General features: G+C 75.5%; 11 protein-coding genes. 2 read left to right on the top strand and 9 right to left on the bottom strand.

The genetic code is table 11. The features are described from left to right. Positions 1 to 193 precede the first annotated feature (193 nt). The 8 genes from ACFXPX_RS20960 to ACFXPX_RS20925 form a co-directional block, all read right to left on the bottom strand. Positions 194 to 1,114, bottom strand: coding sequence for a trypsin-like serine protease (locus ACFXPX_RS20960; RefSeq protein ID WP_375889299.1), 921 nt, complete (start codon positions 1,112 to 1,114; stop codon positions 194 to 196). A gap of 214 nt (positions 1,115 to 1,328) precedes the next feature. Then, positions 1,329 to 2,972: an RNA polymerase sigma factor gene (locus tag ACFXPX_RS20955; RefSeq protein WP_375889302.1), complete on the bottom strand. Its 1,644-nt coding sequence runs from the start codon at positions 2,970 to 2,972 to the stop codon at positions 1,329 to 1,331. A gap of 516 nt (positions 2,973 to 3,488) precedes the next feature. Further along, positions 3,489 to 4,421, bottom strand: a complete 933-nt coding sequence (locus ACFXPX_RS20950; RefSeq protein ID WP_375889304.1) for a FadR/GntR family transcriptional regulator — start codon at positions 4,419 to 4,421, stop codon at positions 3,489 to 3,491. 197 nt (positions 4,422 to 4,618) lie between these two features. Continuing rightward, positions 4,619 to 5,524: a hypothetical protein gene (locus ACFXPX_RS20945; RefSeq protein WP_375889305.1), complete on the bottom strand. Its 906-nt coding sequence runs from the start codon at positions 5,522 to 5,524 to the stop codon at positions 4,619 to 4,621. Between the two features lie 3 nt (positions 5,525 to 5,527). After that, a complete protein-coding gene (locus tag ACFXPX_RS20940) occupies positions 5,528 to 6,988 on the bottom strand; it encodes an ATP-binding cassette domain-containing protein (RefSeq protein ID WP_380642725.1) in 1,461 nt (486 codons plus the stop codon). Positions 6,989 to 7,199: 211 nt separating this feature from the next. Next, the gene (locus tag ACFXPX_RS20935; RefSeq protein ID WP_375889310.1) at positions 7,200 to 7,487 is read right to left on the bottom strand and encodes a hypothetical protein; all 288 of its coding nucleotides are present in this window, start codon (positions 7,485 to 7,487) and stop codon (positions 7,200 to 7,202) included. Between the two features lie 111 nt (positions 7,488 to 7,598). After that, the gene (locus tag ACFXPX_RS20930) at positions 7,599 to 8,357 is read right to left on the bottom strand and encodes an NUDIX domain-containing protein (RefSeq protein WP_375889312.1); all 759 of its coding nucleotides are present in this window, start codon (positions 8,355 to 8,357) and stop codon (positions 7,599 to 7,601) included. Positions 8,358 to 8,478: 121 nt separating this feature from the next. After that, the gene (locus ACFXPX_RS20925; protein ID WP_380642739.1) at positions 8,479 to 10,602 is read right to left on the bottom strand and encodes a glycogen debranching N-terminal domain-containing protein; all 2,124 of its coding nucleotides are present in this window, start codon (positions 10,600 to 10,602) and stop codon (positions 8,479 to 8,481) included. A 629-nt stretch (positions 10,603 to 11,231) separates the two neighbouring features. On the opposite strand from ACFXPX_RS20925, the gene ACFXPX_RS20920 reads away from it, so the two are divergent. Next, positions 11,232 to 12,545, top strand: coding sequence for an alpha/beta fold hydrolase (locus tag ACFXPX_RS20920; protein ID WP_380529956.1), 1,314 nt, complete (start codon positions 11,232 to 11,234; stop codon positions 12,543 to 12,545). A 31-nt stretch (positions 12,546 to 12,576) separates the two neighbouring features. Here the strand turns inward: ACFXPX_RS20920 and ACFXPX_RS20915 are convergent, their stop codons facing one another. Beyond that, positions 12,577 to 14,106 carry a DUF4192 domain-containing protein gene (locus ACFXPX_RS20915; RefSeq protein WP_380642723.1) on the bottom strand — a complete coding sequence of 510 codons (1,530 nt, stop codon included), beginning with the start codon at positions 14,104 to 14,106 and terminating at the stop codon, positions 12,577 to 12,579. A gap of 229 nt (positions 14,107 to 14,335) precedes the next feature. Between ACFXPX_RS20915 and ACFXPX_RS20910 the strand changes: the two genes are divergently transcribed. Next, on the top strand, positions 14,336 to 15,726 hold a 1,391-nt coding region (locus tag ACFXPX_RS20910; protein WP_380642721.1), incomplete at its 3' end, for a RecQ family ATP-dependent DNA helicase.

Genomic DNA, 15,726 nt, shown 5'->3' with positions numbered 1-15,726 from the left:
GGCTCGGCGGGGTGGCCGCCCCCGCAGCCGGCGGCCCGGGTGCGCTGGGGGGACCCCCCGTCCGGGCCCCCACCCCCGGGCTCCGCTGTTCTCCCGACCGCTCCCCCGCGTTCACCGCCACCCGGACCGCGGGGCCCCGTGCCGGAGCCGAAACAGCGTCAGGACGTCATCGCCCCATCACCCTCGGCGATGGTCAGAGCGCGGAGCGCACCGCGTCCGTGACCGAGGACACCCTGGTGTAGACCCCGGGGTGGGCCGCCTCGGCACAGCCCGTCCCCCAGGAGACCAGCCCGACCAGCCGGCCGGCCACGATCAGCGGGCCGCCGCTGTCGCCCTGGCAGGCGTCCTTGCCGCCCTTCTCCTCGCCCGCGCAGACCATGCCGCGGGCGTCGAACTTGCCGTCCTGCCCGCCCGGGTAGGCGTGGGCGCAGGTCTGGTCCGCGACGATCGGCACGTCCACCCGGCGCAGCACCGGCGAGTAGTCGCCCCGCCCGCTGGTGTCGCCCCAGCCGTAGACCTGCGCCGCCGTCCCGGCCGCGTACGGTCCGCTCTCGCCCTGGCCGACCAGCTCGACCACCGGCCGGGAGCCCTGCGACTCATCCAGGGTGAGCACCGCGACGTCGTTCATGTTCGCGGCGAAGTTGTAGTCGGGGTGGACCCAGATCCGCTGGACGGCCACCTCGTGGCCGGCCGAGCCGCGCATGTCGTCCCGGCCGACGACCACCTTGAGCCCCGGGCGGTCCACCCGGCCCTTGGCCTCGTCGTAGAAGCAGTGCGCGGCCGTCACCACCTTGGTCGGGGTGACCAGCGCGCCCCCGCAGAACTGGCCGGAGCGCCCGCTGCCGAACTGCTGGCGGCTGGCCAGCGCCACGATCCACGGGTGGTCGGCGGTGCTCACGGTGGCACCCCCGACGACCCGGCGCTGCGCCTGCGCCGGGCCGGCCGCACCGAGCGCCGCCAGCGGCACCGGAACGGCGGCGAGCAGCGCCAGCAGCGCGCCCCGTCGCCGCAGGCGGCGGCCGGTCCGGGCGACGGCCGGGACGACGGCGCGGTCGCTCCGGCGCGGGACGGGGGTCGGCAGGTCGACTGGGTCCGGGTCGGTCAGCACCGTCACTCCACAAGGCTCGGCAGCAGGCAACCGGCACAGCGTAGGTGACCGACTACACTGGGCGACCGCTTCCGGGTGTGCCGCCACCCGGACGAGCGACAAGCACCACCCGGACGCTGACGCACCGCCCCCGAACGGCCCGAAGGCCCGGAACCGTGGGGTTCCGGGCCTTCGTCACGTACTGCCGCCGGTCGGACCTGCCGACCGGTCGGGCCGCCGATCAGTCCAGGTAGTCGCGCAGCACCTGGGAGCGGGACGGGTGGCGCAGCTTCGACATGGTCTTCGACTCGATCTGGCGGATGCGCTCACGGGTGACCCCGTACACCTTGCCGATCTCGTCGAGCGTCTTCGGCTGGCCGTCGGTCAGGCCGAAGCGCATCGAGACCACGCCGGCCTCGCGCTCGGACAGGGTGTCCAGCACCGAGTGCAGCTGCTCCTGGAGCAGGGTGAAGGAGACCGCGTCGGCCGGGACGACCGCCTCGGAGTCCTCGATCAGGTCACCGAACTCGCTGTCGCCGTCCTCGCCGAGCGGGGTGTGCAGCGAGATCGGCTCGCGGCCGTACTTCTGGACCTCGATGACCTTCTCGGGGGTCATGTCGAGTTCCTTGGCCAGCTCCTCCGGGGTGGGCTCGCGGCCCAGGTCCTGGAGCATCTGGCGCTGGACGCGGGCCAGCTTGTTGATGACCTCGACCATGTGCACCGGGATGCGGATGGTGCGGGCCTGGTCGGCCATGGCGCGGGTGATCGCCTGGCGGATCCACCAGGTGGCGTAGGTCGAGAACTTGTAGCCCTTGGTGTAGTCGAACTTCTCGACCGCACGGATCAGACCGAGGTTGCCCTCCTGGATCAGGTCCAGGAACAGCATGCCGCGACCGGTGTAGCGCTTGGCCAGCGAGACCACCAGGCGGAGGTTGGCCTCCAGCAGGTGGTTCTTGGCCCGGCGGCCGTCCTCGGCGATGATCTCCAGCTCGCGCTTGAGCTTGGGGGCGAGCTTGTCGGCGGCCGAGAGCTTGTCCTCGGCGAACAGGCCGGCCTCGATGCGCTTGGCGAGCTCGACCTCCTGCTCGGCGTTGAGCAGCGGGACCTTGCCGATCTGCTTGAGGTAGTCCTTGACCGGGTCGGCGGTGGCACCGGCGACGGCGACCTGCTGGGCCGGCGCGTCGTCCTCGTCGTCGTCGGAGAGCACGAAGCCCTGCGACTCCTCCTCGGGCTCCGCCTCCTCGCCCGCCTTGTCGCCGGGCAGCGCGACGTCCTCGAGCAGCTCCTCCTCGCCGATGAGCTCCTCGTCGCCCTTGCCGGCCTTGGCGCCGGCGGTCTTCTTGGCGGCGGTCTTCTTGGCCGGGGCGGCGGTCTTCTTGGCCGCGGCCTTCTTGGCCGGGGCGGCCTTCTTCGCCGCGACGGCCTTCGCCTCGGTGACGACCGTGGTCGTCTCCACGACGGTGATGTCGGCGGACACGGTGGGGGCGGGCGCCGCGGCGGCGGCGACGGCCGGAGCCGCGACGGGAGCGCCGGGGGCGATCCGCACGGGCGGCTTGGTCGGGGCCGACGGAGCGGCCGGGGTCCGGGTGGTGACAGCCTTGGTGGCGGTGCGCTTGGTGGGGCTCTTGGCGGCAACGCTCTTGCGCTTGGCGCCGGCCGGCTCGGCCGCGCTGACCATGAGGTCCACGCCCTCCTCAATCAGCACCTGATTGAGGCTGCGCATGACGTTCTTCCACTTGGTGACCGGGATCTGGTCCGCCTCGAACGCCTGGCGCACGTCGTCACCGGCGATCTGCCCCTGGGCCTTGCCCCGCTCGATGAGCGCCAGCAGAGCCGCGGACTCGGCGATCTCGGGGGGAAGCGAACGGGATGTGCTGGCCGACACGAACAACCTCTCGGACGATGAGTGGACTCGAACCCGTACCGGCCGCCCGAGCGGGCGGGGAAGGAAATCGCGCGTCGGACGCGCGGTGTCGATTCCGACCGACTCGGGCTTGAGGACTGGGTTTGCAGGACGGCAGCAGCGCCGCGGACCAACACAGCATTCTGACATGTTGGAGTATTCCGGAGCTGCTCCCGCTCAGGAGACATCGCTGCTACTCGTCAAGTGTTACGCATGGCCTTGGTGTCGCGGGTCACACCGTTCGGTGCCCTCGACCCCGGGCCGCCATCCATCATCGCGCACTCGCAGCGAAGTCTATTGTCATGCGCGGAACATTGGCGGGGCGCGGGGGCCGGACGCGGGCAGAACTCGGGCGGGACGTGGGCGGGCACGGGCTGGACCCGGGCGGGACGCCGACCCCACGCGAAGGCCCTCCGGCTGCGCCGCGCGGTGCGGCGGCCGGAGGGCCCTGGCGGAGCGGCCCGCACCCGGCGGGCCCGCTCGCGGAGAACAGCCCGCTCAGTGCTCCCGGGGGGCGGGAACGGAGGGCTCCAGCTCGGGGTGGACGGTGAGCAGCGCGCGCATCGCGGCCTCGCCCGCGGTGCCGTCGCCGGTGCCCAGCGCATCCACCAGCCGGGCGTGCAGGTTGACCGAGGACTCGGAGGGCCGCTCGCAGGAGATGGTCGGACCGCCCGAGACCTGCAGCGCGCAGGAGACGATGCCGGACAGGTGCTCCAGCATCCGGTTGCCGGCCATCTGCAGGATCAGCACGTGCAGCTCGGCGTCGGCCCGGGTGTAGGTGGACAGGTCGGCCTGGGCAGCGGCGTGGCCCATGATCTCGACCAGCTCGACCAGCCGCTGCTGGACGTCCTCCCGGCCGTGGCCGGCCGCGAGCCGGGCGGCCAGCGGCTCGATCGCCCAGCGGAGCTCGAACAGCTCCCGGCGCTGCTCGTCCCGCTGCGGCCCGAAGGCCCGCCACTCGATGATGTCCGGGTCCAGCAGGTTCCAGTCGCCGACCGGGCGGACCCGGGTGCCGACGTTCGGGCGGGCACTGACCAGGCCCTTGGCCTCCAGCACGCGCAGCGACTCGCGGACGACGGTCCGGGACACCTCGAACCGCTGGCCGATCTCCTCCGGCACGAGCGGACGGTCGGCGCCGAGGTCGCCGGAGACGATCATCTGGCCGAGCTGCTGGACCAGCTGGCCGTGCAGACCGCGACCGCGGCTGCTGGTGGTCTTGCGGCCGACCCGGCCGATGTCGGACTCGGCGCCCTCCCAACGGGGCGCCGGCGGCATCGGCCGGTCGGCGTACGAGAAGCGGTCCAGGTCGCCGGGGCCGTGGATCGGCCCGTCGGCGGAACGGGCGGGGGTCATGGTGGGGTGCGCAAGGGTACTCACGCCTCCTTTGTCGGCGATCGGCAGGCGCAGCTTGAGAATTCTCGTGAAAAGCACACGAAAGGGTGATCGACCGTGACTGGATAATTGACTTCTTATCAGGAAGAACCGCGCATTGCGGTCACTGCTGGTCGATCTTGGTGCTTCGGGACGGCGCACCGCCCCGGGACGGGCGGTACCGGTCCGCAGCACCGGTACCGCGGCGGCGGGTCCGCGGCGCGGGCCCGCGGTCCACGGGGTGGGTCACCCGTGGGTCACAGCGCGCGGCGGCGGGCCTGGACGAGCAGGGCGGCCAGCAGCAGGGCCCCCGCGGGGGCCGCGACCGCCGCGAGCAGCGCCGGGTCCGTCAACGCCGCGCCCCCGGCCGCCGCCTCGCGCGTTCCGCCGTACACCCAGCCGTAGGCCCACTCGACGCCGGACTGGAAGGGCAGCAGTTCCGCCGCCCGGGTCGGCCACGGACGGCCGGTGCGCCGCAGCAGCAGGGCGACGCCGGACTCCAGCAGCGGCGGCAGCGCGCACAGCAGCAAGACCCCGGCGGCGGCGCTGCGGGTCAGCGAGGCGGTCAGCACACCGGTCCAGGCGGCCACCACGGTCAGCAGGACGAAGGCCAGCAGCGCGCCCGGCACCCCGTGACCGGTCGCCGGCGCCAGCGGGGCGAACAGGCCCGGCAGGTCGGCCGGCCGGTCCAACCCGACGGCGCCCAGTGCCGCGGACGCCCCGCCGGACAGCGCGCCCGGATCCGTCCGGGCCGCCACCGTCACGCCGTCCGGCAGCGCGAGGTGCACGGCCACCAGGTCGACCAGCAGGGTGGCCAGCGCCAGCAGCGCCGCCACCGGACCGACCACCAGCAGCTTGGCCAGCAGCAGCCGCACCCGGCGCCCGTACGCCACCTGCGAGGCCGCCAGCCCCGGGTGGCGCACCTCGTGGCCGTACGAGAGCGCGCCCAGCACACCGGCGCCGAGCGCCGCGAAGGGCAGCGGGATCAGCGGGACGGCGGCGGTCAGCAGGCGCACCCCGGCCGGACCGGCCAGTGGGCCGGGCGGGGCCTGGCTCGCCAGGACGGCGGCCACGACCGCGTCGCAGAGCAGGACGGCGGCGAGCAGCAGCCAGGTGGAACGCAGGCCGCGCAGGCGGCGCAGCTCGTAGGCCAGGACACGCACGGTTCACTCGCTCCGGTGGTCGTCGGGGGTGGCGGGGGCGGCAGCGGGTCCGTTGCCGGGGATGACCCGGCCGAGGCGGACGGTGTCGTCGGTGAGCAGGTCGGCCCCGCTCCCGACAGCGGGCCGCGGCTCGGGCGTGCGCACGGTCACGGGCTCGGCCGGGGGCACCGCCTCGGTCGCGGTGGCGGTGGCGGCCTCGGCCACGGTGCGGACCGGGGCGGTGGGGAGGGGCTCGACGGGGAGGGGCCCGGGTGCCGGGGCGGGACGGTCGCGGAAGAGCCGCTCCACGGCGACGGTGGGCGCTGGCGCGGGGGCCTGCTTCCGCGCGGGGGCGGCGAGAACCGGCAGGGCGGCCGTCACGGCGGCGACCGGGAGCGCCCGGGTGCTCCGGAGCGCGTCCTCGCGGGAACGGCCCTCCGAGGCGGGCTCCGGGACGGCGGCTGCGGGGAGCCCGGGCTCGGGGGCGGCGAGCTCGGGGGCGGGATCGGGGACGGGACCAGCGGCTGCCTCGACGGCGGCCTCGGCCTCCGGCTGGAGGGGGAGGCGGCCCGAGCGGCCGGAGGCCACCGGCAGGGCGGTGCGGGGCACCGGCTGCTCGACCACCCGGTCGGCCAGCTCGTGCAGCAGGATCCCGTGGCGGTAGGCGAGTTCACCGATCTCGGTGCGGTCGATGCCCGCCACCGCGATCCCCGCCCCGCCGTCCCGGCGGACCTCGGCGCCCTGACTGACCAGCAGGTCCGCGAGCCGTGCCATCTGCGGCCCCCGGACGGCCACTTCGGGGCTCAGCCTGGTCTGGCAGAACTCCGCCACCGGCTGGTCGGCCAGCATCCGGCCACGGTCCAGGGTCACCACCCGGTCCGCCAGTTGGGCCGCCTCCTGCGGGGTGCGGGTGGTCACCAGCACGGTTCCGCCCGCGACGGCGAAGGAGCGAAGGAAGGAGTGGAACCACTCGACGTTGCGCGGGGACAGGCCCTCGGTCGGGGCGTCCAGCAGCAACGTGCCGGGATCGCCGAGCAGCGCGGCGGCCAGCGAGAGCCGGCGGTGCATCCCGGGGGAGAAGGTGCGCAGCCGCTGTCCGGCGACGGAGGCCAGCCGGGTCTGCTCCAGCAGTTCGTCGGCCCGCCGGGTCGGGACCCCGACCGCCGCGGCCAGCATCCGCAGGTGGCCGCGCGCCTTGCGGCCCGGGTTCCCGGACACCGCCGCGGCACCTTCCCCCAAGGCCGGCAGCAGCACGCCGATCTCGCGCTCGGGGCGGCGGATCCGGCGGTAGGTGCGGCCCTCGAAGAGCGTGATGCCCTGGCCGCGTTCGAGTTCGAGCATCAGCCGCAGCGCCGTGGACTTGCCCGCCCCCTCGTCGCCGAGCAGTGCGGTCACCATCCCGGGCCGGGCGTCGAAGGTCAGATCGAGCACCGCGGGCGGGGCGCCCTTGCGATGGACCTTGGTCAGTCCGGTGATCTGGATCATCGCTGGCTGCTCCCATGCCCTCGGCCGACCTGCTCGACGCCAGCACATTAGGGGTCAGCAGCGCCGATTCCGGGCATTACCGAACCGCGACGGGCCCACCGCCTGCCCACCTCACCCGATCAGGGGACAATCCGATCCTGCGATTCACCGGAGGAGGCGGCCGGGGAGAGTCGTGTGGGCCGTGGGTCGGACAAGGTCCGCGGGGCGCGCCCTACGGCGACACGAAGACCTTGGCACCGGGCGGGAGCGGCTGGCCGACGCACTCGCCCCGGTACTCGTCGACGGCGGCCCGGCCCTGGACGGCGGTCTCGGCCAACTGCTCCTTCTCCGCGCTCAGCCGCTCCTCCACGGAGGCGATCGCCTGCGGGTCACCGTGCGCGGCCTTCAGCGCGGCCAGCTCCTTCTCGGTCCGTTCGGTGACCTCGGTGAGGTTCTCGAAGTCCGCGACGAAGGTCTCGATGATGCCTCGCTGCCGGGCGCAGTCGTCGGTGACGGCCATCGCAGGGCTCCCAGGGTCCGCAGGCCTTCGGTCCGGTGACCGAAGCGTCCACCGCCACTGTGCCCCGGTGCCGCCGGTCCGGCTCCCGGGCCGGGGCCGTTCGGTGGGGGCTCAGGAGTCGGGGCGGAGCATCGGCGGGTTGAGGACGGTCGCGCCGCCGGCGGTGAAGAGCTGCGCCGGGCGACCGCCCTGGCGGGTGGTGGTGCCCCCGGAGGGGAGGAGGAAGCCGGGGGTGCCGGTGACCTTGCGGTGGAAGTTGCGCGGGTCGAGGGCGACGCCCCAGACGGCCTCGTAGACGCGGCGCAGCTCACCCACGGTGAACTCGGTCGGGCAGAAGGCGGTGGCCAGGGAGGAGTACTCGATCTTGGAGCGGGCGCGCTCCACACCGTCGGCGAGGATCAGGCCGTGGTCGAAGGCCAGCGGGACTCCGTCGGCCGGGCTCCCTCCGAGGAGTTCGCCGACCGGCGCCCAGCGGGCGCCGCTGGCGTCACCGCCGGCCCGGGGGGTCGGCAGGTCGGGGGCGAGCACCAGGTAGGCGACGCTGACCACGCGCATCCGGGGGTCGCGCTGCGGGTGGCCGTAGGTGGCGAGCTGCTCCAGGTGGGCACCGGCCGCGCCGGGGCCGACCGCTTCGTGGCCGGGGGCGGAGTGGGCGCGCAGACCGGTCTCCTCGGCCAGCTCGCGGGAGGCCGCCTCGGCCAGGCCCTCGTCCGGTCGGACGAAGCCGCCGGGCAGCGCCCAGTACCCCTGGTAGGGCGGCTCACCCCGTCTGACCAGCAGGGCGCAGAGCGAGTGGTCGCGCACCGTCAGAACCACCAGGTCAACCGTGACAGCGAACGGGGGGAAGGCCGACGGATCGTAGCGCGACATGGCGACGATCATAGTCGTCTCTCTGACGATAAGCACAGGCCCGTACGCGGAGCGCACAGCAGCCGCCCGCCGGCCGTCCGAGACGGTTCGCGCACGGGTGGTCCCGGCTCGGGAGCCGGTGTCAGCGGGCGACCAGTTGCAGGTGCGCGGAGGCCTCCTCCACCATCGCCACTCCGATCCGACTCACCCGCACCGAGAAGGGCTCCCCCGCCACCCGCAGGCCGGTCAGTTCGAGTTCGCCGAGCGGGGCGGTGCTGGCCGGGCGGACCAGGACCCGGCCGCCGGGGACGTCCGGCCGGACTCCGGCGAGTGCGAACACCGCGTGAACGGCTCCGGCCGCGGAGACCGCCGCCGGGCGGCAGGCGGCCGGGTGCGGCACCGGTGGGCAGCCGGGGGTGCGCTGCTCGCCCGCGTACATCTCCGGCAGCCGCCCCTCGAAGTGGGCGGAGGCGGCGAGCAGGCCCTCCAGCAGGGCGCCGGCCTCGTTCTCGTGGCCGGCCTCGGCGAGCCCGGCGATCGCCAGCGCGGTCTCGTGGATCCGCACCGCGCCGCCGCGGTGGCCCAGCGGGTTGAAGCGGGGTGACTTGGCGCTGAGGGTGCGCAGGCCCCAGCCACTGTCCAGCTCGGGCGCGACCAGCCGCTGGGCGAGCAGCCGGGTGTGCTCGCGGTCCAGCAGGCTCTCGTGCCGGCCGCCGTCGGCGGCGAGCCCGGTGTCGAGCAGGTGCACCAGGGAGGAGGCGACGGCGGGCAGCGGCTGGCCGCCCGGGGCCAGCCCGGCGGCGGGACGGCCGCCGGAGAGGTCGTCGATCCAGAACCGCTCGCGGAAGCGTCCGCGCAGCCCGGCGGCCCAGGCCCGCCATTCCCCGGCACCCGGCCTGCCGAAGGCCTCCAGGAGCTCGGCGCCGTGCAGGGCGGCGCGGTGGGCCTGTGCCTGCACCTCGGCACGGGCGGCGACCGGCTGGGCGGCGCGGTCCTCCGCCGGGCGGCCGAGGTCGGTGACGAAGCCGTCGACCAGGCCCTCGCGCAGGGCGGCCAGGGCCCGCTCGGCGGACGGGAGCAGCTCGGCGACCTCCGCCCGGGGCAGCCCCCAGCGCCAGGCCTCGGCCAGCACGGTGACGAACAGCAGGGTGGCCTCGGTGGCCGTGCAGGTGGGCGGCAGCTCGGGGCCGCCGTGCCGCAGGGCGCCGGGGAGCAGGCCCTCGGTGCGGCCGGGGGCGGGGGCGAGCTGCTGACGGCGGGCCACGGCGCGCAGGGTGCCGGCCGCGAGCCGGGTGCCGAGCGGGAGCGCCAGCCGGGCGGCCCAGAGCGCGTCGGCCGGGGCGAGTCCGAAGCGCCAGGGCGCGCCGGAGGCCGGGTAGAGGTCGGTCGGGCGGTCCGGGTCGGCGAACAGCAGCCCGCCGAGGGCGTCCAGGGAGCGGTCGACCAGCAGCGTGGCGCGCGGGTCGTCGCAGCGCACCTCCGGTTCGGCCCAGGGCAGCGGGACGCCGGTGCCGCGCCCGCCGGGCGGGCGCGGGCCGCCGGGGACACTCTCCAGTTCGACCCGCAGCTCGACCGACCAGCGGGCACCGGGCTGGACCTCCAAGTCCCAGCGGAGCACCCCGGCCCCGGCGAGGACGGCGTGCGGCGAGGGCTTGGCGCCGACCACGGCACTGTGCACCGGGCCGGACCAGCGCAGCCCGGCCGACTGCACCTGGCCGGGCAGGTCGGGCGGGCGGTGCCCGGCGGCGATCTCGGCGACCGGGCCCAGGTCGGTCCCGAGGGCGATCTCCAGCGGCAGCCGCGCGGGCCGGGCGCCGGTGTTGCGCACCGTGACGGTCTCCACGCCGTCCGCGTGGCGCAGCCGCTCGACGGTGAGCGCCGGGTCCGGGTCGGGGTCGCCGGGGAGGCGGACGGCGCCGAGGAAGCGGGCCTGGGCGGTGCTGGTCAGGGTGCCCTGGAGCGGCAGCGGCTCCATCCCGCCCAGCCGCAGCTCCATCCGGGCCAGCACCCGGACGCCGTTGCGGTAGAAGCCGTGCAGACCGTGGCCGCGCAGCTGGCCGTCCGGGCCGGAGGCCGCCATCGCGGGGGCGTTGACGCAGAGCAGCGCGTGGTGGACGGCCGGGGGCTGGGGGCGCGGCGGGGCCGCCGGTCGGCCGGGGCCGGCGGGTGCGCCTGTGGGCCCGGCCGGCGGGACCTGGTCGGGACGGCCGACCGGTCTGGGCGCGCCGACCACGCTCTCGGCCGGCATGGCCTGCAGTGGCCTCATGGCGGTCACCGGACTCTCCTCCCCTCGGCGGTCCGGTGGCCGTCAGGCCGGTGGGCCGCGAGCATGCTCGATCGCGTGCTGGTGGTGCCCGGCCGACGGGGACGCTCCCGTCGGCGGTCGTGCCGTGTCTGGCCGTACCCGACGGTGGGCCGTGCCATGCGGTGTGCGGTACCGGTCCGGTACCGGCGCTCCGCGCCTTTCGCGTCGGGCACACCCGTCGTGCCCGGTACTCCGTCACACCCGGCGCCCCGGCCTACCGGTGACGCCCCGCCCGTGCCACCCCGCCCCGCGACCCGCGCCCGCCGGACACAGGGCCCCGGGGGGTGAACGCCGCGCACCGCCGCCAGGTCACGCCCGCCGGGACTGTCGCTGGTCGCACCCGGCCCCCCGACGGTGGCGCCGCCCCTGCCGGGCCGTCACCGGAGGCCTGCCCGGGAGCTCGGAGCCGCCCCTGACCCGGGCCGCACTCCGGGGCCGGGGCGCTGCTGGCCGCCCGGTCCGCTGGGCGGAGGCGGTCGAACCGGTGCTCGACCGCGGTCAGGATACGGTGCGGGGGTCGCGGCGCCCGTACCCGGTGACCCCGTGAACCGCGACGCAACCGCTGTGACCAGCAGAGACCGAGGAGTTGCATGTCCACCGTCAGCCGACTGCCCGGGATTGTCACGACCGACCACGTCTTCCAGGTCCCGCTCGACCACGCCTCCCCGGAGGGCGAGCAGATCGAGGTCTACGCCCGCGAGGTGGTGGCCTCGGGCCGCGAGCGCGGCGACCTGCCCTGGTTGCTGTTCCTCCAGGGCGGCCCCGGAGGCAAGGCCGCCCGCCCGCTCGGCCGGGACGCCTGGCTGGAGCGCGCCCTCGACGACTACCGGGTGCTGCTGCTCGACCAGCGCGGCACCGGCCGGTCCACCCCCGCGACCCGGCAGACCCTCGCCCGTCGCGGTGGCCCGCAGGAGCAGGCGGACTACCTCGCCCACTTCCGCGCGGACGCCATCGTCCGGGACGCCGAGCTGATCCGCCACCGGCTGCTCGGCGCCGACCGGCGCTGGAGCGTGCTCGGCCAGAGCTTCGGCGGCTTCTGCACCCTCACCTACCTCTCCTTCGCTCCCGAAGGCCTGACGGAGGCCTTCATCACCGGTGGCCTCTCCGGCCTCGGCAGCTCGGCGGACGACGTCTACCGCGCCGCCTACCCGCGCGTCGTCCGCAAGAACGAGGACCACTACGCCCGCTTCCCGCAGGACGTCGAGGCCGTCCGGCGGATCGCCGCCCACCTGGCCGACTCCCCCGCCACGCTGCCCGACGGCGGACTGCTCACCGTCGAGGCCTTCCAGGTGCTCGGGATGATGCTCGGCGGGGGCAGCGGCTCCGGCTCCCTGCACTACCTCCTGGAGGAGGCCTGGGTGGAGGGCCCGGCCGGGGCCGAGCTCTCCGACACCTTCCTGGCCGGCGTCCAGGCCCGGCTCTCCTTCGCCGAGGGCCCGCTGTACGCCGTGCTGCACGAGTCGATCTACGGTCAGCGCTCGGTGGACCAGGGCGGCACCGCCTGGTCGGCGGAGCGCGTCCGCAAGGAGTTCCCGCAGTTCGACGCCCGGGCCGCGCTGGAGGGCGACGGCCCGGTGCTGTTCACCGGGGAGATGATCTACCCCTGGATGTTCGACACCGACCCGGCGCTGCGCCCGCTCAAGGAGACGGCGGACCTGCTCGCCGCCCGCACCGACTGGCCCGACCTCTACGACCCGGCGCGGCTGGCCGCCAACACCGTGCCCGTCGTGGCGGCGGTGTACCACGACGACATGTACGTGGACACCGCCGACTCGCTGGAGACCGCCCGCGCGGTGCGCGGGCTGCGGACCTGGATCACCAACGAGTGGGAGCACGACGGCCTGCGGACGAGCGGCGGCAAGGTGCTGGACCGGCTGATCAAGATGGCGCACGGGGAGGCGTAGCACCCTGCCGACCGGTGGGGCGGCGGGCGGTTCAGTGCGCACGGTGGGCTCCTCCCGCCCCCTGTCGGGCACCGCGGCCCCGGTGCAGGCCGGCGCCGGACCGGACGGCGGCCGAGGCGCAGGCCGCCGCCCGGCCGAGGCGCACACCCCGGGTGGGCCGTGCCCCGGCCGCCGGCCCGCAGCCCGGGGCCGGGAGCAGGGCGACCGAGCCCCGGGGTCGACCGGCCGGCCCCGGCCCACCGGGGTGGTCGGGACCGCCCTGGCTCTGATCCTCCGGAGCCGGAGTCGGCATCGCGGTCGGCGTCGGGGCCGCGGAACCGCCCTTCCGGCGCCCGCCCCGGTGCCGTCGGCGCGCCTTGCCCGGCGAGCCTGAGCGCGGCCCGGGTTCGCCGCCCGGGGCCCGCTCGGCACCCGGCGGCGCCCCCGGCCCGTCCTCGGCCGCGGGCCCGGAACCGCGCCGCACCGCCGCCGCGCGCTCCTCGCGGCGCCGCCGCTGGGCCTCGACGGCGGACAGCAGCGCCCCGGGCGTCATGCCGTCGTTCATCGACTCGTACAACAGCTCCGCCAGCAGGTAGCCCGGCGAGAGCCGCAGGACGTGGCCGAGCACCACCCGGGCGGTGGCCGTGTCCCCCGCGACCCAGGACGCCCAGGCCAACAGGGTGAGCGGGGCCACCGCGCAGCCCTCGTACGGCGGAACGGCCCGCCGTACGAGGAAGCGCCAGAGCCGCTCGGCGGGCGCGAGCTCGGCCGGCCGGACGAACTCGACGCCGCGGTCCCGGGTGAGGCGGTCGCGCAGGGCGAACAGCAGCCGGGCCGTCCGCTCCTCGTCGAGCTCCCGGGCACCGGCCGCGAACTCGGCGAAGGCCTGCTCCAGCAGTTCGAGGCCCTGCTCCCGGGAGACCGACCCGGCGAGCGGCTCGGCACGGGCGAGCGCCTCGCGCTGCGCGGCGTCCGCCGGCGGGCCGACCGGGGCCAGCGCACCGACGATCGCCTTCCGGCTGCCGCGCGGCACCAGGCCGGCCACCGTCGCGGCGGCGGCCGCCGGGCCCGGATCGGGCCCGCGCCGCACCGGGTTGCCCGCCGGATCGCAGCAGCCCTCCCGGCGGCAGAGGAAGGACCACCAGCGGCCGTCCGAGACGCACAGCGACTCCTTGACCGCCACTCCCCTGCGTCCGAAGGCCGCGCGCAGTTGGTCGGCCAGCGGCCGCAGTTCGTCCACCGCGGGCGGGGCCTGCGCCGTGACCGGATCCTGGCAGAGGTAGAGGAGCACTTCGAGCGGCCGGCCGCCGTGCCGCTCGGAGAGGGCGACCAGCAGGGCGGCCGTCTCCTCCGCCGCCGCCGGCCAGTCCGCGGACGAGAGCGGGAGATCCGCCCGGATGACCCCGCCCTGGTGGAGGTCGGGGCCCTGGAGACCCACCGCGACGATGCTGTCGTCGGGGTAGAACCCCAGGAGATAGGGCAACAGCTCGGCCATATCGGCCGGACCGCGCATGACGACGGGCCGCTGCTCGGAAGCCGGACCCAGGGACAGGGTGACGTGTTCGTTGTTCATCGCGTTCATGGCCGCAAGCGTGGGCGCAATGCGCGAACGACTCCGGCACTTTCTTTTTTCCTGTGGATAACTCGGCCCCCGAATTTTCCTTCGCTCGATCGGAGCACAGAACGGCCACTCCGGAGAGTGAATTTTGGCGGCCGTTCAGCGGATCAGCGGATGAAATACACCCGGCCTTCCACTCCACCACCCCACCCGCATTCGCCCCTTGTCGGCGGCATGGGGTTACATCGACGCCATGCAGCAGCCCGACATCCACAGCACCGCCACCGCCGACCGCGCCGAGGTCCGGGCGCGGGCCGAGGCCGTCCTGCGCGAGCTGGCCGGCCCCGCCGCCAGCCTGCGCGAGGACCAGTGGACGGCGATCGAGGCCCTCGTGGTCGACCACCGCCGCGCACTGGTCGTCCAGCGCACCGGCTGGGGGAAGTCCGCGGTCTACTTCATCTCCACCGCCCTGCTCCGGGCCCGCGGCGCCGGGCCGACGGTGATCGTCTCCCCGCTGCTCGCCCTGATGCGCAACCAGGTCGAGTCGGCGGCCCGGGCCGGGATCCACGCCCGCACCATCAACTCGGCCAACACCGACGAGTGGGACGAGGTCCAGGCCGAGGTCGCCGCCGGGAAGGTCGACGTCCTGCTGGTCAGCCCCGAGCGGCTGAACAACCCGGACTTCCGCGACCAGGTGCTGCCGAAGCTCGCCGCCTCCACCGGCCTGCTGGTGGTCGACGAGGCCCACTGCATCTCCGACTGGGGCCACGACTTCCGCCCGGACTACCGCCGGCTGCGCACCATGCTGGCCGACCTGCCGCCCGGCGTCCCGGTGCTGGCCACCACCGCCACCGCCAACGCCCGGGTCACCGCCGACGTCGCCGAGCAGCTCGGCACCGGCAGCACCGACGAGCACGCCCTGGTGCTGCGCGGACCGCTCGACCGGGAGAGCCTCACCCTGGGCGTGCTCGCGCTGCCCGACCCGGCGCACCGGCTCGCCTGGCTGGCCGACCACCTCGACCGGCTCCCCGGCTCGGGCATCGTCTACACCCTGACGGTGGCCGCCGCCGAGGAGGTGACGGCCTTCCTGCGCGAGCGTGGCTTCCCGGTGGCCTCCTACTCCGGCCGCACCGAGGACGCCGAACGCCGCACCGCCGAGGCCGACCTGCTGGCCAACCGGGTCAAGGCGCTGGTCGCCACCTCCGCGCTCGGCATGGGCTTCGACAAGCCCGACCTCGGCTTCGTCGTCCACCTGGGCTCGCCCAGCTCCCCGATCGCCTACTACCAGCAGGTCGGCCGGGCCGGCCGCGGGGTGGACCGGGCCGAGGTGCTGCTGCTGCCCGGACGCGAGGACGAGGCGATCTGGCGCTACTTCGCCTCGCTCGCCTTCCCGCCGGAGGAGCAGGTGCGGCGCACCATCGACGCGCTCGCCGAGGCCGGCCGCCCGCTCTCCACCGCCGCCCTGGAGCCCCGGGTGGACCTGCGCCGCGCCCGGCTGGAGACCATGCTCAAGGTGCTGGACGTGGACGGAGCCGTCCGCCGGGTCAAGGGCGGCTGGACGGCCACCGGGCAGAGCTGGGCCTACGACGCCGCCCGCTACGCCAAGGTCGCCGCCTCCCGGGAGGCGGAACAGCGGGCGATGCG

It is taken from the genome of Kitasatospora sp. NPDC059146 (assembly GCF_042786665.1).
In the GTDB taxonomy this organism is placed as follows: Bacteria; Actinomycetota; Actinomycetes; order Streptomycetales; family Streptomycetaceae; genus Kitasatospora.
This window is presented reverse-complemented; position numbering and strand designations above follow the sequence as displayed.